This is a genomic window from Streptomyces sp. NPDC102283, from assembly GCF_044766265.1.
Classification (GTDB): Bacteria; Actinomycetota; Actinomycetes; order Streptomycetales; family Streptomycetaceae; genus Streptomyces.
Genome location: NZ_JBIWLQ010000016.1, coordinates 12,479 through 32,278, shown reverse-complemented (window position 1 = coordinate 32,278; position 19,800 = coordinate 12,479). Strand labels below are relative to the sequence as shown.

Here is a 19,800-nt window from a genome sequence, read left to right as displayed (position 1 = left end):
GACTATTCACGGTCTTCCGCGGTGGAGCGGCGACGCATGGCGAACAGGAGTCCGCCACCGGCGAGGACGACGACGGCGATCCCGACCCCGATGAGCACCCCGGTGGAGCTGCCACCGGAGTCGGAGGAACCGGAGGAGGAGGCCCCGGCGGCAGGGACCGCCGACCACCAGCTCCAGTAACCGTCCTGGCCGTAGATGTTGCCCGCGGCCGACGGCATGGTGGTGATGGACTCGATGTGGTCGGTGCGGTAGGCCTCGACGGCATTCGGGTACGCCATGACATTCATGTACCCGGTGTCGTACAGCCGCGACTCCAGTTGCTTGACCAGATCCGCCCGCTTGGCGGGGTCGTACTCGGCCAGTTGCTTCTTGTAGAGCTCGTCGTACTGCTTGTCGCAGATGAAGTTGTCGGTCGAGGCCGTCTCCTTCGCCTTGGCCGGCAGCGCGTCGCAGGTGTGGATCGACAGGACGAAGTCGGGGTCGGGGTTGACGGACCAGCCGTCGAAGGCGAGGTCGTACTCACCGGCGTACCAGGGGTCGGAAACGTTGTCGAGGCAGTCGACCTTCAGCCCGATGCCCTGCTCACCCCACCACTCCTGGAGGTACTTGCCGATCGCCTTGTCGTTGGGGTCGGTGGCGTGGCAGAGGATGCGGAAGTCGAGCGGCTTGCCGTCCTTGCCGACGCGCTTGCCCGCGCTGTTCTTCTTGTACCCGGCCTCGTCCAGCAGGGTCGCGGCCTTCGCCGGGTCGTAGGCCAGCTTCTGGTCCGCCGACGGCTTCCAGAAGTAGTCGCCGAAGCGTGGCGGGATGTAGCCCTCGCCCTCGACCGCGTGGCCCTGGAAGACCTTGTCGATGATGGTCTTGCGGTCGACCGCCATGAACAGCGCGTGCCGCACCTTCTGGTCCAGCAGCGCCGGGTGCCCGTCACCGAACTTCTGTCCGTCCTTGGTGCGGGCGCCGGGGTTGACGGCGAGCGCGAAGAAGCGGCGGCCCGGAGCGTCGTTCACCTTGATGTCCGGTGCGCTCTCCAGCGATGCGGACTGGGCCGGGGTCAGGCTGGGGCTGCCCGCGACGAAGGACACCTCGCCCTTGCGCAGGGCGGCCACGGCGGCGTCCTGGTCCTTGTAGTAGCGGAAGACCAGCTCGTCGAACTTGGGGGACCCGCGCCAGAAGTCCTTGTTGGCCTTCAGCTTCACATAGCTGTCGACCTTGTAGTCCGTCACGATGAACGGACCGTTCCCCACGATGGGGAACTCCTTGTCGTTGTTGAACTTCGAGAAGTCGCCGACCTTCTCCCAGAGGTGCTTCGGGACGATCGGCACGTCGAGCGCGGCCATCGTGGCCTGCGGCTCCTTCAACGTGATGACCAGCTTGTCCTTGCTGGGGGCGGTCACCTTCTCGAAGTTGCCGACGAAGCTGCCGTTCGAGGTCGCCGCGGCCTCGTCGGTCATCATCTTGTTGAACGTCCAGGCCGCGTCCTCGGCGGTGGCCTGCTGCCCGTCGGACCACTTCGAGTCCGAGCGGATCGTGTACGTCCACGTCAGCTTGTCCGCGGAGGGCTCCCACGCGGTGGCGAGGCCCGGGATCGCCTTGTTGTCCTTGGGGTCGTAGTTGGTGAGGAAGTCATACATCAGCCGCAGGACGCTCGTGCTGAGCAGCCGCTGCGCCAGGAACGGGCTGAGCGAGTCGACGCTCTGCGCGACGGCGACCGTGAGCGTCGTCTTCCCGTCGTCCGCACGCGCCTCGGAGGGGGCGGGCGCGAGCAGGTTTCCGGGTACGACGGATCCGGCGGTGAGCGCCAGGGCGGCCACGCCGGAGGCCAGCAGGAGGCGCAGGCGTCGGCGTGGCCGGGTGGAGTGGTGGGGAACTCTAGTGACCATGGACGGGGACCTCGCGTCATCACTCGCTGAAGAAGGCGGGTAGATCTCTGGTTCGCCAGTTGGTGAAGCGAAGGTTTATCAGCGGTGGTCGAGGCTCGTCAACGGTCAGTCAAACAGCGTGTGGGCTGCGGGAATAGCGGAAGGACCCGCACCGCGCGAGCGGTACGGGTCCTTCACCGGCCCTGCATCGGCCCCCATTGGTCTACACCACTTTGGTCCTACTGCTGAGGCGCCGGCGGCGGCTGCGGAGGCGTCTGCTGCCAGCCCGCGGGAGGCACCGGACCCTGCAACTCGGGCTGGCCTGCCGGGTTGGCCTGCCCGCCCTGCGGCTCCGGCTGTGCCTGCTGCGGTGCGCCGGTCCCGGGCGCTCCGGGCCCGGCCTGCGGGGGAGGTGCCTGGAGCCACCCGCTCTGCGGTCCGCCCGGCGCCCCCTGCGGGGCATAGGGGCCACCCGGCTGACCGGCCGCCTGATATCCCCCGTACGGCGGCTGTCCACCGTAGGGCTGCTGCTGGGCGTACGGCTGCTGCTGTCCCTGCTGTCCCTGCTGTCCCTGCTGTCCCTGCTGTCCCTGCTGTCCTTGGTGTCCCTGGTGGGGCTGCCCGGGGTGCTGCGGCTGCTGCTGCGGGTAGGGCTGGCCGGGGCCGGGCTGGTGCGGTGCGTACGGCTGCTGGCCCGGGATCTGCTGTCCGGGAACCTGCTGTCCGGGCATGGGCTGGGCCGGAGCCGGGTAGCCCTGCTGGCTGGGCATGGGCGGGGCGAACTGCGGCGGCGGGTTCTGGCCGTCCCCCGTCCAGAGCCCCTGCTGCTGCTGGGCCCGCGCGAAGTCCTCGGCCACCAGGGCCGAGAGGTGGAAGTACGCCTCACGGGTCTTGGGCCGCATCATGTCGAGGTCGACCTCGGCGCCCGCTGCCAGGTGCTCGTCGAACGGCACGACGACGACTCCGCGGCAGCGCGTCTCGAAGTGCTGGACGATGTCGTCCACCTTGATCATCTTGCCGGTCTCGCGGACGCCGGAGATGACGGTGAGCGAACGCTGCACCAGGTCGGCGTAGCCGTGCGCCGAGAGCCAGTCCAGCGTCGTCGACGCGCTGGACGCGCCGTCCACCGAGGGCGTCGAGATGATGATCAGCTGATCGGCGAGGTCGAGCACCCCGCGCATCGCGCTGTAGAGCAGTCCGGTGCCCGAGTCGGTGAGGATGATCGGGTACTGCTTGCCGAGCACCTCGATCGCGCGCCGGTAGTCCTCGTCGTTGAACGTCGTGGAGACCGCCGGGTCGACGTCGTTGGCGATGATCTCCAGACCGGAGGGCGCCTGCGAGGTGAACCGCCGGATGTCCATGTACGAGTTGAGGTACGGGATCGCCTGCACCAGGTCGCGGATGGTCGCCCCGGTCTCCCGGCGCACCCGTCGGCCCAGCGTCCCGGCGTCCGGGTTGGCGTCGATGGCGAGGATCTTGTCCTGCCGCTCGGTGGCCAGCGTCGAACCCAGCGCGGTCGTCGTGGTGGTCTTGCCGACACCGCCCTTGAGGCTGATGACGGCGATCCGGTAGCAGGACAGCACCGGGGTGCGGATCAGCTCCAGCTTGCGCAGCCGCTCGGCCTCCTCCTTCTTGCCGCCCAGCTTGAACCGGGAGGCGGCGGAGGGGTTGCGGCTGCTCTTGGCCTTCTGCTTGCCGCGCACCAGCCGGTCGGAGGAGAGCTCGACGGCCGCCGTGTACCCGAGCGGGGCGCCGGGCACCGACCGCTCGCGCTGGTCGTGCGCGACCGGGGTGGGCCAGGCTCCGCCCGTACGAGGGTCGACAGGCGGCTGTTGCTGCTGCTGCGGCGGCGGCGGGGCCTGGGCGGCGTGGGGTTGCTGTCCGTACGGGGCCGGCTGCTGCGGGGCGACGGGAGCGGGGAGGTTCGGGGTGCCCTGGGCAGGGAAGGGCGCGTGCTGCTGCTGTGGCTGCGGAGCGGTGGGCGCTTGCCCCGGCTGTCCCGGCTGACCCGGCTGCCCCGGCTGGCCGGGGTGCGGGAAGCCGTAGCCGCCCTGCGGCGGGAAGCCGTACCCGGCGGCGGCCTGGGGGGCCTGGGGGTGTGCCTGCGGCGGCAGCGGTGCGCCGGCTCCCTGCTGACCTGGGTAGCCGGGGAACGGCTGTTGCTGGTGCGGCTGCTGGGGAGCCTGGGGTGCCTGTGGCGGCTGTCCCTGCGGCGGGAAGCCGTAGCCGCCGGGCGCCTCGTTCGCCGGGGCGGAACCGGGCCACTGCGCCGCGGGCTGCGGTGCGGAGGGCCCCGGAGCGGCCGGGTGGAAGGCGGGCGGCAGCGGCGGCAGCGCGCCGCCCTGCGCGGGCGGCGACCACGGCACCGGTGCGGCAGCGGCCTGCGGGGCGTCGGCGACGGGGGGAGGAACGTCCTGGGGGCCCGCGCTCTGCGGTACGACGCCCTGCGCGGCCGCGCCCGCGACCGTGGCGATGTCGGGGGCGGGCAGGTCGCCGGGGCCGTGGGCCTCGCCGGTACTCGCACCGGCCGCGCCGCCGTCCTCGGAACCCGCGTCCGTACGGGAGGCGGCCTCGGAATCCGTTTCGGCGAGGGAGGGAAGGGGGGCGGCCGACTCGGATGACGTGGCGGACGGGGACGCTACCTCGGAGTCCGTACCGGACGCGAAGGCGTCGGCCTTCGCGTCGTCCGTCGTCCCGGCACCGGGCAGGCCGTCCGAGGTGGACCCGGCCCCCGTCCCGTCGGTGGATCCGGCTACGGCTTCCGCCTCGCGCTCCGCCATCTCCCGCTTGAGCGCCGCGGGCGAGAACCGCATCGTCGAGCCGCTCTCCACATCGCCGCCGCCGAACGGACCGGCGTCCCCGCTGTCGGCCGCAGGAGCGGTCGGGGCATCCGGAGCCCGCGTGGCACCCGGCACCTGCGTGTGCGGAGCCGGAGCGTGCGGCGTCTCCGGCACGGCGGGGGAGACCGGGGCCTCCGGAGCCGCGGGGACGGCCGGCTCGGCGTGCGCCGGAGGAGCGGGCGCCCAGTTGGGGTCGAAGCCGCCGGGCGTCGCCGACAGGTCGGGCGATGACAGGGGCGCACCGATCGGCGGCGGAGGGGGCGCCAGGTGCGAGCCCGCTCCTCCCGACGAGTCCCCCGCCGCGTTCTGCGTGTACCAGGCGGGAGGGGTGTAGTCGATGGTGAACTCACCCGTCATCTCGGCGGGATCCGCGTCGGACGACTCGTCGACGGGCAGGTCCCATCCGCCGCGGATCTCGTTCCGATCGCCGTTCACTTTGCCTCCTGGTGTGGTCGAGCACCCTTGTGCCGTGGTGGGTGGGGGCGACCGTTCCCGATGTGCCGGTCCGCCCGGCTCTCCCCCTTGCGACGCGCATCACCTGCTCGCAGGTTTCTTCTGCCGCGCCCCACCCACCCTAATCGCCATCCGGCGAACCCAGGCAGGGCGTAGGGAACGGCAAACTCCGCCCCACGGACCATGAGTCACACCCCGGTGAAGGACGCGCGACGGAAAGGGAACGATGAGACGGTCAATCCATGCCATACACGTACAGGGCGAAGGGTGGCAGCTCGCTCCGGCGGCCACCCTTCGCGGCCTCCGCGCCTCGGCGAGGCCGAGCCCGCGCGACGCCCGACCTCACGTGAGGGGGCTACGCGAGGGAGCTACGTGAGGTCGAACTCACCGTCGCGGGCGCCCAGGACGAACGCCGTCCACTCCGCCTCCGTGTACCGCAGGACGGTGCCCGGGTCCAGCGAGGAGCGCATGGCGACGGCACCGCCCGGAAGATGCGCGATCTCGACCCGCTCCTCGGCCTCCTCGGTGCCGGGCGCACTGAGCCACGTCACATCCGAGATGTCGAGAGCGTAGAGCTCGTCCTTTTCCTGCTGGGTGCCCATGACGGCGTCCCTTCGATCGAACGGATTCGGTGCGTGGTCCATGTTCCCCGGAGGGAGAGGTGTCCGTGGGCCGAACGGTGCAGGAATCAGTCCATCCGGCGAGCTGTGCCCAGCAGTCCGGTCTCGGCGTCCGTCGCGTTCGTCATCACCCAATGGTGTTCGGGCCCCGCCACCCAGAGGGTGACACCGTCCGCCAGGGTGGGCAGCGCCTCGTACTCCGCGCGAGCGAGCCCCAGGATCCGGCCGATCTGCTCGGCCTCGCCGGGCGAGACCCGCTGGATGCCCACCAGCGCGGACGACCGCATCAACCGCGGTGCCACAGGGCTCAGATAGGGAAGCAGTGTCAGTACGGACTGCCACGGCGAGGACACCACCCGGCCGCGCGGCGGACGCATCCCGCAGTCCCGCACGACGACCACGGGGCTGCCCACGGTCGCTCCCGTCGGCGGAACACGGCCCACGTCGTACAGGGACACGCACTCCAGCCCCGCGCCCGCCGCCTGGGCGAGCGTCGTCCAGGCCTGGACGCGACCGGTCTCGACCGCGACCCGCGCTCCGGTGCCCGCCGCCCGCAGCGCCAGGATCTGTGCCGTCCACAGCCCGCCGATCAGGGTGACGTCGTACGGCACCGGGCGGTGGAAGCCGATCAGCTGCGGCTTGTTGTTCGCGTCGTTGCCGATGATCACGCCGTCGTCGCCGACCGGCAGCGACAACGCCCCCAGGTGGTCCGCGGCCACGGTGTGACCCGCGTGACGGGGGCCGCGCAGCCCGCGCCGGGGCTCGGTCCGGTTGCTCACTGTGCGCCTCCCAGCGGGAGCGTGGCCAGGACGCCCGGCAACTGCTCGCGGTCCAGTCGTGCCAGCCCCACCTTGGCGTGCCGGGCTGCCTGCTCCAACGTCCTTCTCACACCGATCAGTTCGGTGTCCGAACCGCCGGTGACCCGCACATGCCCGGCCACGCTCGTCGAGCCCTGGCGCACCCCGCGGCGCACCGTCAGGCTGAACGTCGTCGCGTACGCGGGCACCGAGGTCAGCAGCGCGACCAGCTGCGGCAGCGGCGTCGCGCCCCGGCCCAGCTCGGGCCAGCGGTCCACGGCGTACGTGGTGTGCCAGCGGTCGTCGCACCGCCAGACCCGGGACGTCTCCATCGTGCGCCGCTGCGGAGAGGCGTCCGGCCGGCCCGCCCGCCCCGACAGGATGGGATTGGCGCAAGCGGAGGTGGCCACGGCGGAGTTCAACTCGTCCTGGTCCAGCACCGCGGCCTGGAAACCGGCGCCCGTCACCCGGCTCGCCACATGGTCCGCGACCCGCACCAGGCAGCGCTGCGCACCCTCCAGCCCGCCGCCGCGCGCCTCGATGGCCTCACGGCACAGCTCGGGATCCAGCTTCACCGCCACCCACGTCATCCGCAGGGCGGGCGCCCCGGTCTGGTCCTGCAACGGCGCGTAACTGAGCCGGGCCACCGACTGCTGCGGCAGATGAGGGGCCGGTGCGCACCGCACCTGCTGCACCAACTGGGCCGACTCCAGCACGATGTCGTCCACCTGGAGCGCGTCGCCCAGCAGTGACAGCGGGAGCGACCGGGCGCCGAACGCGGGCCGCAGCGACTCGCCGCTGGCCTCCACCCGCACCACGGCCGTCAGGAACGTGCCGTCGCCGAGCATGCCGACCGTCCGGTGGGCCCGGTCCACATACACCTGCGGGCCGAAGCCGGGCACGTTCTCGGCGACCGGCGCCAGCATCGGCTCCGCGTCCGAGGGCGGCGTGGCCGCGGACCGGCGCCGGGCCCGGAGCCCGAGGGCGCTCGACACCCAGTCCTGGAGCGCGCGGCCCCGACGGCGTACCACCGCGAGGGCGACCAGCAGACAGAGCACCACGAGCGACGGGATCAGCCAGGCCCCACCGAGCGCCGCGCCCACGGCGGCGATCACGAGGCCCGCCTCGACGATCACCAGCTGCCGCAGCACCGGGCGTACCCGGTCGGTCCGGGAGATCGAACGAAGCGTCGTCGCGGCGGGGGCGTTCGGCCCGTGGGCGCCGGAGGGCTGTGCGGGAGGTGTCGCGGGCGACTCGTTGCTACGTTGCCTCCGGGAAGCCCCGGAGGTTCGACGGCCGCCCCGCCCGGTACGCTCGCGCGTAGCTGCACCCATCGCCGCGTTGCCCCCTCGTGTCCGTATTCACCGCTTTTTACACGGGTGTTGATCGGGTCGTCACCCTACCTGAGCACAGGGAGCGGAACCCCAGCAGGCATAGTAGGGGCGCGGTACGGCAGCGGGGGCCGACGGTGCGCGTGGGACCCTGTTCGATCACTGGGGAGAAGGGTCAGCGGACACATGGCATCACGGCGGGATGAGCTCAACGCCTATACCTTTGCGAAGCGGAGGTTGATCGCACAGTTCCTGCAACCCAACCCCACAGGTTCCGAGGAAGGCGCCCCCAAACCGCTGCGCGCGGTACTGCCCGGGGCCATCGTCGCCGTCGTGGTTCTCGCCGTCTTCGGCGCCTGGGGCATGTTCAAGCCGGTGGCCCCCCAGAAGTGGAACGTCGCCAAGGAACACGTCATCATCGCCAGCAAATCCACCACCCGGTACGTGGTGCTGGAGACCGACGGCAAGAAGCAGTTGCACCCCGTCCTGAACATGGCCTCCGCCAAGCTCCTGCTCGCCCCGGACAAGGGCACCGTCGTCAACGTCAACGAGTCGGTCCTGGACAGCGGCAAGATTCCGCACGGTGCGACGCTCGGCATCCCGTACGCCCCCGACCGGCTGCCCGACGCCAAGGAAGCGGGCGCGGCCAAGCGCTGGGCGGTCTGCGAACGGCCCGGCGAGGGCGGCAGGGCCATCCAGAAGGCGACCTTCATCTTCGCCGAGCGCGAGGAGAAGAAGACCGAGGGCGAGAACGCCCTGGACGGCGGTGAGCTGATGTACATCGAGGGACCGGACCGGACCCGCTACATCGTGGACGCCGCGGGCAAGGCCTACCCCGTCCAGAAGGACGAACTGCTCCTGCGCACCCTGGTCGACCAGGGTGCCGAGCCCCAACGGGTCTCGGCCGCCTGGCTGGCGACGCTCCACACCGGGGCCCCGATCACCTTCCCGACGGTGGACGGCACCCCGGGGGCCCCCGCGGGCGCCCCCGGCACCCTGGACGATCAGTCGAACCGGGTCGGCATGGTCCTGACCGCCACGGCGGGAACCAGGACCCAGAGTTACGTCGTCCTGCCGGGCAGGGTCGCCCCCGTCTCGGACTTCACCGCCAAGCTCCTGCTCAGCAGCCGGCAACTGGTGGACCTCAAGCAGGCGGGCAACGCCAAACCGGTCAGCGCCGCCGAACTCGAACCGGGCGCCCCCTTCAACCAGAAGAGGGACTGGCCGGTCAGCAAGCCCGAGGCCGTCAACTCCCCGGACGTCAAGAAGGGCAGCCGAAACACCGTGTGCAACGTACTGCGCGGCGTCGACGCGGACAGCGGTGCCACCACGCTGAGCACCTGGGTGGGTACGAGCTTCCCCGCGACGCTCCCCACCGGCTCCAGCAGCGCCTACGTCACGCCGGGATCGGGCGAGTTCTTCCGCCAGTTCAAGGGCTCCACGACCAGCGCCGGCTTCCTGTTCCTGGTCACCGACACCGGCCTGCGCTACGCGATGCAGTCCAACAGCGACAGCGGCCAGGACGACTCCGGCATCGGCGCATCCGGCTCGAAGAAGGAGCGGGAGTCCCAGCAGCAGGAGGCGCAGCAGGCGCAGAACCGGCTCGGCTACAAGGACGTCGACCCCAACCCCGTACCGGCGGTCTGGTCCGCCCTCCTGCCGACCGGCCCCCGGCTCTCCACCGGCGCGGCCAGCCAGCCGCAGGGTTCGTGAGCGGGGGCACGGGCATGGCGACCCACGACCACCACCACCGCCCGGCCCGCCGCCTGCTCACCGCCGCGGCGGCGGCGGCCGTCCTGGCTGTCACCCTGCCGGCGCTGCCCGCCGCCGCGGCCGACTCGGCCCAGTGCACGTTCCCCTCGAAGAACTACCCGGGCCGCCCCTGGGCGTTGCAGCGCGTCCTGCTCGACGAGGTGTGGAAGCAGTCCACCGGCAAAGGCGTACGCGTCGCGGTCATCGACACCGGCGTCGACGTCAGGAACAAACAGCTCAAGCCCGCTGTGGACACCGGGGCCGGCCGGAACTTCCTGCCGAAGGACCTCAAGGCCGACGACGGAACGAAGATCGAACGTGGCAAGGAGAACGGCACCACGGACACCGTGGGCCACGGCACCAAGGTCGCCGGCATCATCGCCGCGCGCGAGATGAAGGGCACGGGCTTCAGCGGCCTCGCCCCCGACGCGACGATCATCCCGATCCAGCAGAACGACGCCGAGGGCAACGGCACGACCGACAGCCTCGCCCGAGCGATCCAGTACGCCGTCAACGACGCGGACGCGGACGTCATCAACATCTCCCAGGACACCGCCGACGCCGTGAAGCCGTCCGCGCGACTGCGGCAGGCCGTGGACAACGCCCTCGCCCAGGACGTCGTGGTCGTCGCCTCGGCAGGCAACGACGGGCTGGGCGGCAACGTCAAGGAGACCTACCCGGCGTCCTTCAAGGGGGTCCTCGCCGTCGCCTCCTCGGACCGGAACAACGAAAGGGCGGCCTTCTCCCAGTCCGGCGACTTCGTCGGCATCGCAGCCCCCGGCGTGGACATGATCTCCACGGTCCCCGGCGGCGGACACTGCGCCGACAACGGAACCAGCTTCTCCGCCCCTTACGTCGCCGGCGTCGCCGCCCTGATCAGGGCGAAGCACCCCGAGTGGACGCAGGCGCAGATCGTCGCGCAGATGCAGCAGACGGCGGAACGCTCGGTGGCGGGCCACGACCGCCTGGTCGGCTGGGGCGTGGTGGACCCGGTACGCGCCCTCACCGAGGACGACAAGCCGATCGACCGCCCGATCGCCGGCGAGGGGATGAGCAAGGGCAAAGCCCCCGCCCCCGCAGAGCTCCACCTGGGCGAAACGGCCGACGAGCGGAACGCGCGCCTGGCGACGTACGTGATGGTCGGCGGCGGCGTCCTGGTGGCGGCCATCGCGGGTACGGCTGTGGCGGTACGGGACAAGCGGAGACGCGCGGGGCGACTGGCGAGCGAGGCATAACGACGGGAACGGTGAAGAACAGTGAAGACTCGGTCATGAGACAAGTCACGTGCGTCTCAAGTCGATTGGCGCTGTCGTACGCAGTGACTAGAGTTGTCGGGATGAGATCGGAGCGGACCGCGTCAGTGCGATAGCAACGCGGGACGATCCGAGCAAACGGGGATGCAGAACGGGGAGGACGGCATTGTGACCGATCCAGGTGGCGGTGGCGGTACGGGTGACCTCAGGCGCGGAGTGGGTGCGCTGGAGAAGTTCAAGGGTCGTGTCGACGCACTGCTGGCGGACTTCGAGGGCTCGGCCGCCAGCAAGACGAAGGTCGCCGACCAGAAGGTCTCGCGGGCCTCACTGAGCGGCCCGAACGCACGCTTCGCCGAGGCGGACGGCCTCTACACCCAGTACAACCGGGTCCACTCCTCCCTCGTGTCGCTCTCCAAGTCCCTCGGCGATCAGATCGAGTACCTGAGCCTGGGCGTGCACGCGGCGACCGTCGGCTTCGACAACGTCGAGGACGACATCAGGCGGCGGTTCTACGAGATCCAGACGCGCATGGACGAGGAACGCGAGAAGCACGCGAAGTCCGAGCAGGCGAAGCCTGAACAGACCAACAATGACCAGCAGTCGGACTCCGGGTGGGCAGCGGAATGAGCGACGAGAAGCAGCCGAACCTGACTCCGGCCGAGCAGCACAAGCAGGACGAGGGACGGGTCCAGACCCAGATCGTCGTCACGGACATGACGGAGATGGCCGGCCGGGCCCTGGAATCCTTCGGCTTCGGCAACCCCCGCACCGGCGGGCGTACTTCCTTCGAGGGACACCAGCTCAACGCCCTCATCGACATGGTGGAGAACTCCAACCCGGAGCACCTGGAGAGTGCGGGCGAGGCCCTCTGGAAGGCCAGGGACGCCATCCGGCGCGCGGCGAAGGAGCTGAAGGACCACCTCAAGGGGGTCGACTGGGAGGGCGAGTCGGGCACGGCCTTCCGGGCCTTCGGTACGGGCCTGGTCGCCCACGCCGAGAAGCTGGGTGACTTCGCGGACGCGGCGGGCACCCAGATCACGGTCGCGGGCTCCGGTCTGGCGTCGGTGAAGAGCGCGATGCCGCCGCGTGACCGCCGGATGATCCAGACGGACGTGAAGGACATCCTGTTCCCGGCCCGGACGGAGACCAATCCGCAGTACGCGGCTGCGCTTGAGGTGGAGAAGAACCGCCAGGAAGCCATCAACCAGATCAACCGGTTGGCGTCGTACTACTCGGTCTCCGAGGAGGTGCTGGCGGGGCAGGAGCCGCCGCGGTTCGAGAAGCAACTGGGCATTAATATGCCGCCGCCGAGCGACCACGGCTGGTTCCCACCGTCATCCGGTACTTCCGGCGAGCGCTCCGAGAGTCTCGGTAGCAATGCAGTGCCAGACGCTGCAGGACGCTCTACGCAGGGGGGACCCGCTCCAGTAGCAGCAGCCAATCGGCCACCGGCTGAGGTCCTCGCCTCGGCACCCTTGCCGGACAGGGGAACGGGTACGGAGATCAACAGCGTCGCGCCTCCGCTGGCTCCGACGACGATCGCCGCCACGCCTCCGCTGCCGTCGCCCACGACCTCGACGGGGCCGACCGGGATGCCGCCGACGACAGTGTCGCCGCCCTTCATGAACACCATGCAGGGAAACCCGTCGCGTACGGCCGGGCCTCCAACGCAACGGATGGCGAACCAGCCCGGCCTGGGGGTGGGCAAGGCGCAGTCCGCAGGGGGAAGTCCCGTGGCCAAGGGGCCTGGTGGTGGGCCTCCGGTCGGACGCCCCAGCCCCATGGGGGGTGGAGGATCGTCCACCGGCCGTCCGCCGGTCGGCACGCAGTCGCCGGTCACCGGCCGTCCCACTCCTACGACCGGACGGCCGATCACCGGCCAGGGGGGTACGTCCACGGTCGGCGGACCTCGTTCGGGTGGTAGAGCCGGCATTGTCGGTGGAACTCCCCAGAGTGCGCTTCAGGGCAGAGCCGCTGCCGGCGCTCCCGGCCAGCGGGGAGTGATCGGAGGGCGCGGAGCAGCTGCTGCCGCCGCCCGCCCCGGCGGTCGACCTGCCCAGGCTTCGGGTGCCAACGGTGTCGTGGGTGCTCCGCGCAAGGCTGCCGGAGCGGGATCGAACGCCAAGGGCTTCACATCGGGCGGGGCAGGGCTCGTACGCGGTCCCGCCGGTCGGAGGAACTCCGGCCGGGAGGAAGAGGAAGACAATGGTTCGACCCGCCCCGACTACCTGACGGAAGACGAAGAGACATGGAACGCCGGACGGCGCGGAGCTGTGCCGCCGGTGGTCGAATAACAGCTCCAGGGAAGGTTCGGAAGTCGGGATGACAGCAGGAATGGGCCGAGCTCAGAGGCGCGTGCGTGTGCTCGGCGCGCTGGCTGTGGCCGCTTCGTGGAGTGTGGTGTTTGTCGGCGCGGCGCAGCCTGCCGCAGCCGACACACAGGCGAAGCAGTGGTACCTCAGCGCGATGCAGGCTGAGGACATGTGGAAGGTCACGACGGGCGAAGGCGTCAAGGTCGCTGTCATTGACTCGGGTGTGAACTCGTCCACGCCGTCGCTGCGGGGACAAGTCCTCAGAGGGGTCGACGCAACCGAGGCGGCAGGCGACGAAACCGACGACTACAGCGGTCACGGTACGACGATGGCTGAGATGATCGCCGGGACGGGCAAAGGAGGCGGTCTTAAGGGGCTCGCCCCGGGAGCCAAGATCATTCCTCTGCGCATTGCCTTCGGTGAGTTTGAGGAAGAGAAGCCTTCCATCACGATCCAGGACACTGCGAACGCTATCCGTGCTGCGGCCGACAGCGATGCACGGATCATCAGCATGTCCTTCGGTAGTTTCTATTCTTCGCCTCAGCAACGTGAAGCGATCAAGTACGCCGAAGGAAAGGGAAAGCTGCTCTTCGCGGCCGTAGGGAACGAAGGGCATAAGCAGAACAAGCGGGGGTATCCGGCCGCATATCCTGAGGTAGTTGGTGTTGCTTCAGCAGACCGCGAGGGGAAGGTCTCGTTCTATTCGCAACACGCGGGCACAGTGGATGTCGCGTCTCCCGGGAGCGACGTTCCAGTGTGGTGTGACAACTCCTTCAAGAGTTACTGCGACGGCGACGGCGGCACCAGCGCCGCCACCGCCATCGCCTCCGCCTCCGCCGCCCTCGTCTGGTCCCTCCACCCCGACTGGACTGCCAACCAGGTGCTCAACGTCCTCTTCGACACGGCCGGCCGTGACTGGAAGAAGGGCGAGACAAGCAAGTACCTCGGTCACGGTCTGATCCGCCCTTCGATGAACGTCCTCAAGGGCAAGGGCGACCCCGGCGACCCGGACATCAGCCCGCTCACCAAGGAGAGGACGACCGGTGCCGCCGCCGGGTCCTCCAAGCCCGACGCCTCCACCTCCGCTTCGCCGCAGCCCGCCAAGAACGGCCCGGAAGGCGACAAGCCCGTAGCGGCGGAAGAAACCAAGTCCTCGGGGGAAGACAGCCAGTTGGGCCTGATCCTCGGAGTGGCCGCAGTTGTGGTCGTGCTCGGAGGAGTGGCTTACGCCGTGGTCCGCAGGCGTAGGGCCGCTTGACCGCACGGTCCGCATGTACCGGCCGGCGATCCATGCCGGCCTTGCAGAACCAACCGAAAAGGAAAGAGAACCATGGCAGATCAGAAGGTCTCAGATGCCGCGCTCCTGAAGCTGGAGGGTGACCTCAGCATCAAGTTCGACTCGGTGAAGGGGCAGCTCCGGCAGCTCCAGGCGACGATCGACAACCTCGAAGGCAAGTGGAAGGGCATCGGCGCCAACCACTTCAACCAGAAGCAGACCGAGATCAACAACCGCATGGTCAGCCTGGCCAAGCAGCTGGTCCGTTTCCAGGAGTCCATCAAGGCCGCCCGTACCATCTCGGGCGACAACGAGGACGAGATTCGCCAGGCCCTCGCGGGTGTGGACGTTGTCGACGGCCACAACACCAGCGCGAAGGAACAGTCGTCCAGCCTGAACAGCTTCTGACCCTTATCCCGTAACTCGAAAGCAGCGGAGGACCGCATGGGAAACAACGACGGTACGACGGTCGTCACTTACGCGAGCCTGGATCTCGCGGCCGGTGAGATCCGGAAGCAGGCCAAGCAGCTCGACATGGACCTCAAGGAGATCCAGTCCATGATCGCGAAGGTTTCGGAAGTGTGGGAGGGAGAGGCGAAGCAGGCCTACACCGCCGCCCAGGACAGGTGGAGGACGGACGCCGACGCCATCCGCGGCAACCTCGACGACATCGCCAGGAAGGTCAGCGAGGCGTCGCCCATCTACCGCAGCGGTGACAAGCGGGCGGCAGCGAACTTCTGACGAAGTTCGACCCAGCACCAAAAGCACCACAGCACAGCACAGCACTGCACAGACACAGCACAGCACATCAGGGTGGACACGCGCGGGAGGTGTCCACCCTGAGCTGTACCCCGAAGCCGAGCCGGGCCTGTTCAAGAGCCTCGGAGCGGAGGCGAGGGCGGGGGCGGGACCCACGGAAAATCCGTGCGTCCCGCCCCCGCTCCGGCCTCCGCCTCCCCGGCCCGCCGCTACCCCTCCACCAGCCCCGTCTGCACCAGCGGGTTCCCCCGCCGCCGGGTGACGAAGATGCCCCGGCCCGCAGGCATCGGGCGCGGTCGTACGTTGCCGAGGATGTCGCCCTCGTTCGGGTCGCCCGACAGCACCACGCCCTGCGCGCCCAGCTCGATCATGCGCTGGAGGAAGGGCTCGTACAGGGCCCGGCTCGCCCCGGCCGTGTTGCGGGCGATGATGAAGCGGACGCCCACGTCGCGGGCGAACGGCAGCAGCTCCGTGATCGCCGAGAGCGGGTTGCCGCTCGACGTGGAGACCAGGTCGAAGTCGTCGATGACGACGTACACCGTGGGGCCCTGCCACCAGCTCTGGTCGCGCAGCTCCTGCGCCGTGACGTCGGCGGACGGTGTGCGGCGCTTCATCAGGTCGTGCAGCGCCGCCATGTGATGTTCCATGTTGTTGGACATCGGGATGTACTCCGCCAGGTGCGACCGCGGGGTCACATCAAGCAGCGAACGCCGGTTGTCGATGACGAAGAGCTTGCAGGAATCTCCGTCGTACCGCTCGGTCAGCTGCTTGATGAGCAGCCGCAGCAGGTTGGACTTCCCGGACTCGCTCTCGCCGAACGCCAGGAAGAACGGGTCCTGTTCGAAGTTCAGGAACACCGGCTCCAGGTTGTTCTCGTCGATGCCGAAGGCGACGCCGCGCTCCGGCACCGCGTAGCCGGCCGGAAGCTCGCCCGCGGGCAGCGCACGCGGCAGCAGACGCACCGCCGGGGCGGGCGCGGCCGTCCAGTGGCGGGCGACCTCCTGGTTCATCGCCGCGGTGGCCTCCGAGAGGTCGCTGTCGGAGTTGATGCTGTCGATCCGCGGCACCGCCGCCATGAAGTGCAGCTTCTCCGGGGTCAGGCCGCGGCCCGGCACCCCGGCGGGCACGTTCGCCGCCACCTTGCGGTCCAGTTCGGAGTCCATCACGTCGCCGAGCCTCAGCTCCAGGCGGTTCATGAGGTGGTCCTTCAGGCTGGCCCGCACCTCCATGGAACGCGACGCCGTGACGATCAGGTGGATGCCGTAGCCGAGTCCGCGGGCCGCGATGTCCGTGGCAGCCGCCTCCAGCGCCTCGTAGTCCGTCCGGAAGTTGCCCCACCCGTCGATGACCAGGAAGACGTCACCCCACGGCTGGTCCGTCGCGGAGATGTCACCGCGCGCCCGCAGCCTGCGGAACGTGGCGATGGAGTCGATCCCGGCGCTGCGGAAGTACTCCTCGCGCCGCGCCATGATGCCGTACACCTCGGCGACCGTACGGCGTACCCGCTCGGGGTCGAGGCGGGACGCGATGCCGCCGACGTGCGGGAGACCCGCGATCGAGGACATGCCGCCGCCACCGAAGTCGAGGCCGTAGAACTGGACCTCCTCCGGTGTGTGGGTGAGCGCGAAGCCGGCGATGAGCGTCCGCAGCAGCGTCGACTTCCCCGACTGCGGCCCTCCGGTGATCTGCATATGGCCGGCGGCGCCGGAGAAGTCCCGGTAGAGGGTGTCACGCCGCTGCTCGAACGGCTTGTCGATGACGCCCAGGGGTACGACCAGTCGGCCCGCGCCCTCGAAGCCGGGCTGTGTCAGCCCCCGGCCCTGCACCGGGGAGAGCCCGGGCAGCAGCTCGTCCAGCGACGGCGGATTGTCCAGCGGCGGCAGCCACACCTGGTGGGCGGAGGCCCCACGGCCCTCCAGGCGGCGCACGATCACGTCGAGCACCGTGTCCGCCAGCGCGTCGTCCTGCGTCGAGCGCTGGTCCGGTACGCCTCCGGGCTGCGCCGCCGGCTGGACGTACCGCACCGGAACCGGCGCGGCCGTGAACGGAACCGGCCTGCGGTCCACCGGAAGCGGCGCACCCGGCGTGGCGGCCCGGTGCGCGCCCGAGCGGTACACCCCGGAGACGTAGGCGGCCTTGAACCGGACCATCTCCTCCGTACCGAACTTGAGCAGCCCGGAACCGGGCACGTTGGGAAGGTGGTAGGCGTCGGGCACACCGATCGCGGCCCGGGACTCGGCCGCCGAGAACGTCCGCAGACCCACCCGGTAGGACAGGTACGTCTCCAGACCGCGCAGCCGCCCCTCCTCCAGGCGCTGCGAGGCCAGCAGCAGGTGCACACCCAGCGACCGGCCGATACGGCCGATCTGGACGAACATCTCGATGAAGTCCGGTTTGGCGGTGAGGAGTTCGCTGAACTCGTCGATGACCAGGACGAGCGAGGGAATGGGCTGCAGCGGCGCACCGGCCGCGCGCGCCTTCTCGTAGTCGTGGATGTTGGCGTAGTTGCCCGCGTCGCGCAGCATCTCCTGCCGACGGTTGAGTTCACCGCTGATGGAATCACCCATACGGTCGACCAGCGTCAGGTCGTCCGCGAGGTTGGTGATCACGGCCGCGACGTGGGGCATCTGCGCCATACCGGCGAAGGTCGCGCCGCCCTTGAAGTCGGCGAGAACGAAGTTCAGCGTCTCCGAGGTGTGGGTGACGGCGAGACCGAGCACCAATGTACGCAGCAGCTCGGACTTGCCGGAACCGGTGGCGCCCACGCACAGACCGTGCGGGCCCATGCCCTCCTGGGCCGCCTCCTTGAGGTCCAGCATCACGGGCGAGCCGTCCTCGCCCACACCGATCGGCACCCGCAGCCGCTCCGCCTGCGAGCGCGGCCGCCAGGTCCGGCTGACCTCGATCGAGGCGGCGTCCCCCAGGTTCAGCAGGTCGGTGAACTCCAGGTTGGCCAGCAGGGGTTCGTCGTCGTCCCCGCCCGTCGCCATGTGCAGCGGGGCCAACTGGCGGGCGAGCGCCTCGGCTGCCTCGTAGCTCAGCAGGTCCGGAAGGCCGTCGTAGACGAGCCCCTGGCCCGACTCCAGTTGCAACGACGTCGGCTGTACCACGACGGAGAGGCCCCCGCGGGACCCGGTGACCTCACCCGGCACCACTTCGATGACCGTCACACCCTGGAGGCCCTCCGCCGAGGCGAGCACCGACATGGGGGGCACCGACTCACCGTCCAGGACCACGACGACGTGCGGCTGCTCCAGGAGCGGCTGACCGCCGGGCTGGAAGCGGGGCCTGCCCTCCAGGCGGCCCGCCAGCAGTTCCTCCAGGGCCAGGGCGTTGGTGGTGATGAGGCGCCGGCTCCCCGCACCGTCCACGGGCCCGGAGATCTGGGCGTGCGGGAGCCACTTCGCCCACTCCCACTGCGGCGCGGCCTCCGCACCGGTCGCGACCGCGATCACCAGGTCCTGCGGGGAGTGCAGAGAGGCCAGCCCGCCGACCATGGCCCGCGCCGCGGAGCGCGCGGAATCCGTGTGGCCGCTGATCGTGAGGTGGTAGAACGCCCGCAACGAGACGGCCATGGGCAGACCGTCCAGCGTGGAGTGCGTCGCCAGGAACTGCTGCATCGCCCCGGCGGCCAGCGGCTCCAGTTCGTCCACGGGCGCCGTCTCGGGCGCGATGAGCGGCGTGGCCAGCTCCTGACTGCCCAGCCCGATGCGCACCTGCGCGAAGTCCGCGTCACCGGCACGCCGCTCCCACACCCGGCTGCCCTCGGCGACGAGCGCCCACAGCTGCTCGGGAGACGGGTGGAGGTAGAACTGCGCGTCCCGCTGCTTGCGGGCCGTCTTCAGCACCGTGCGCCGGGTCTGCGTCAGGTACTTCAGGTAGTCGCGGCGCATGTCCGCCAGCTCGCCCTGAGTGCCGCGTCGGTACCGCACGAGCATCGCGATGGCCATGGCCAACGTCGAGGCGATCATGATCATGCCCATGATGCGCATGATCGGGTTCGGCGTCATGAAGAAGAAGACGACGGAGCCACCCATGCCCAGCATCGGCAGGAGCTGCATCAGCGCCCCCTCCTGCTGGCCCCGGGGGAGTTCCGGCGGAGGTTGCAACTGCACCTGCTCGACCGGCACTTCGGTGGGCAGGGCCCGCGGCGGGCGCTTGACGACGATCTGGCTCACAGCTCACCAATTCCCTTGCCGGACGGAAGTGTTCCTATCGGCGCCCCCGTGGCGACGGGCTCCATCCGCGGGAAGGATCCTACTGGCGTGACGGCGGTCCCATGGCGGTAGGGTGTCGCGACGCGTGTACGCATCCGCTAACTGTCGAGAGAAGACGGTCATTCGGGACGTGCGGTGCGATCCGTGCTCCCGGCGGTGTGTTTCCGGCGGAAGCGGACGTGGCCCCGGCGGACGCGGTCCGGCGGAAGCGGGGCAGCGGAAAGCCGGTCGGCGGGAGCCGCGGCGACAGCTGTGCGAGACAGCAGCAGCTGAGCCAGGCAGCAGCAAGAGAGACAAGACGGCGGCAGTCGAGCGAGACGGCAGCAGTCGA

General features: G+C 70.0%; 13 protein-coding genes. 7 read left to right on the top strand and 6 right to left on the bottom strand.

Annotation, left to right across the window (positions count from 1 at the left end; translation table 11 throughout):
• Nucleotides 1-2: 2 nt before the first annotated feature.
• The 5 genes from ACIRJT_RS27765 to eccE all read right to left on the bottom strand — a co-directional run bounded on the left by ACIRJT_RS27765 (nucleotide 3) and on the right by eccE (nucleotide 7,903).
• Entirely contained in the window at nucleotides 3-1,880 is a 1,878-nt protein-coding gene (locus ACIRJT_RS27765) for an ABC transporter substrate-binding protein (RefSeq protein ID WP_403914164.1), read from the bottom strand.
• A 218-nt stretch (nucleotides 1,881-2,098) separates the two neighbouring features.
• A complete protein-coding gene (locus ACIRJT_RS27760) occupies nucleotides 2,099-5,134 on the bottom strand; it encodes an SCO5717 family growth-regulating ATPase (RefSeq protein WP_403914161.1) in 3,036 nt (1,011 codons plus the stop codon).
• A gap of 386 nt (nucleotides 5,135-5,520) precedes the next feature.
• On the bottom strand, nucleotides 5,521-5,754 hold the full coding sequence (locus ACIRJT_RS27755) for a DUF397 domain-containing protein (RefSeq protein WP_265598994.1): 234 nt from the start codon (nucleotides 5,752-5,754) through the stop codon (nucleotides 5,521-5,523).
• A gap of 86 nt (nucleotides 5,755-5,840) precedes the next feature.
• Nucleotides 5,841-6,551, bottom strand: a complete 711-nt coding sequence (locus tag ACIRJT_RS27750; protein WP_403914158.1) for a hypothetical protein — start codon at nucleotides 6,549-6,551, stop codon at nucleotides 5,841-5,843.
• Nucleotides 6,548-7,903 carry a type VII secretion protein EccE gene (eccE, locus tag ACIRJT_RS27745; RefSeq protein WP_403914155.1) on the bottom strand — a complete coding sequence of 452 codons (1,356 nt, stop codon included), beginning with the start codon at nucleotides 7,901-7,903 and terminating at the stop codon, nucleotides 6,548-6,550. The genes ACIRJT_RS27750 and eccE overlap by 4 nt, the downstream gene beginning before the upstream one ends.
• A gap of 183 nt (nucleotides 7,904-8,086) precedes the next feature.
• Here eccE and eccB point away from each other — a divergent pair, with 183 nt between their 5' ends.
• The 7 genes from eccB (at nucleotide 8,087) to ACIRJT_RS27710 (ending at nucleotide 15,234) form a co-directional block, all read left to right on the top strand.
• Nucleotides 8,087-9,613 carry a type VII secretion protein EccB gene (eccB, locus tag ACIRJT_RS27740; RefSeq protein ID WP_403914152.1) on the top strand — a complete coding sequence of 509 codons (1,527 nt, stop codon included), beginning with the start codon at nucleotides 8,087-8,089 and terminating at the stop codon, nucleotides 9,611-9,613.
• Nucleotides 9,614-9,627: 14 nt separating this feature from the next.
• Nucleotides 9,628-10,887, top strand: coding sequence for a type VII secretion-associated serine protease mycosin (gene mycP, locus ACIRJT_RS27735; protein ID WP_403914149.1), 1,260 nt, complete (start codon nucleotides 9,628-9,630; stop codon nucleotides 10,885-10,887).
• Between the two features lie 162 nt (nucleotides 10,888-11,049).
• Nucleotides 11,050-11,532 (top strand): hypothetical protein, encoded by a 483-nt coding sequence (locus ACIRJT_RS27730; protein WP_403914147.1) that lies wholly within the window; start codon nucleotides 11,050-11,052, stop codon nucleotides 11,530-11,532.
• A complete protein-coding gene (locus tag ACIRJT_RS27725; protein WP_403914144.1) occupies nucleotides 11,529-13,199 on the top strand; it encodes a hypothetical protein in 1,671 nt (556 codons plus the stop codon). The genes ACIRJT_RS27730 and ACIRJT_RS27725 overlap by 4 nt, the downstream gene beginning before the upstream one ends.
• A 28-nt stretch (nucleotides 13,200-13,227) precedes the next feature.
• Entirely contained in the window at nucleotides 13,228-14,475 is a 1,248-nt protein-coding gene (locus ACIRJT_RS27720) for a S8 family serine peptidase (RefSeq protein WP_403914141.1), read from the top strand.
• 72 nt (nucleotides 14,476-14,547) lie between these two features.
• Nucleotides 14,548-14,901 (top strand): WXG100 family type VII secretion target, encoded by a 354-nt coding sequence (locus ACIRJT_RS27715; protein WP_265598987.1) that lies wholly within the window; start codon nucleotides 14,548-14,550, stop codon nucleotides 14,899-14,901.
• Nucleotides 14,902-14,937: 36 nt separating this feature from the next.
• On the top strand, nucleotides 14,938-15,234 hold the full coding sequence (locus tag ACIRJT_RS27710) for a WXG100 family type VII secretion target (RefSeq protein ID WP_403914138.1): 297 nt from the start codon (nucleotides 14,938-14,940) through the stop codon (nucleotides 15,232-15,234).
• 227 nt (nucleotides 15,235-15,461) lie between these two features.
• Here the strand turns inward: ACIRJT_RS27710 and eccCa are convergent, their stop codons facing one another.
• Nucleotides 15,462-19,430 carry a type VII secretion protein EccCa gene (gene eccCa / locus ACIRJT_RS27705; protein ID WP_403914136.1) on the bottom strand — a complete coding sequence of 1,323 codons (3,969 nt, stop codon included), beginning with the start codon at nucleotides 19,428-19,430 and terminating at the stop codon, nucleotides 15,462-15,464.
• Between the last annotated feature and the right edge of the window lie 370 nt (nucleotides 19,431-19,800).

Coding starts and splice junctions, on each gene's coding strand:
- ACIRJT_RS27730 (WP_403914147.1), top strand. CDS start 11,050: ATGCAGAACGGGGAGGACGGCATTGTGACCGATCCAGGTGGCGGTGGC.
- ACIRJT_RS27755 (WP_265598994.1), bottom strand. CDS start 5,754: ATGGGCACCCAGCAGGAAAAGGACGAGCTCTACGCTCTCGACATCTCG.
- ACIRJT_RS27715 (WP_265598987.1), top strand. CDS start 14,548: ATGGCAGATCAGAAGGTCTCAGATGCCGCGCTCCTGAAGCTGGAGGGT.
- ACIRJT_RS27725 (WP_403914144.1), top strand. CDS start 11,529: ATGAGCGACGAGAAGCAGCCGAACCTGACTCCGGCCGAGCAGCACAAG.
- eccB (WP_403914152.1), top strand. CDS start 8,087: ATGGCATCACGGCGGGATGAGCTCAACGCCTATACCTTTGCGAAGCGG.
- mycP (WP_403914149.1), top strand. CDS start 9,628: ATGGCGACCCACGACCACCACCACCGCCCGGCCCGCCGCCTGCTCACC.
- ACIRJT_RS27720 (WP_403914141.1), top strand. CDS start 13,228: ATGACAGCAGGAATGGGCCGAGCTCAGAGGCGCGTGCGTGTGCTCGGC.
- eccE (WP_403914155.1), bottom strand. CDS start 7,903: ATGGGTGCAGCTACGCGCGAGCGTACCGGGCGGGGCGGCCGTCGAACC.
- ACIRJT_RS27710 (WP_403914138.1), top strand. CDS start 14,938: ATGGGAAACAACGACGGTACGACGGTCGTCACTTACGCGAGCCTGGAT.
- ACIRJT_RS27765 (WP_403914164.1), bottom strand. CDS start 1,880: ATGGTCACTAGAGTTCCCCACCACTCCACCCGGCCACGCCGACGCCTG.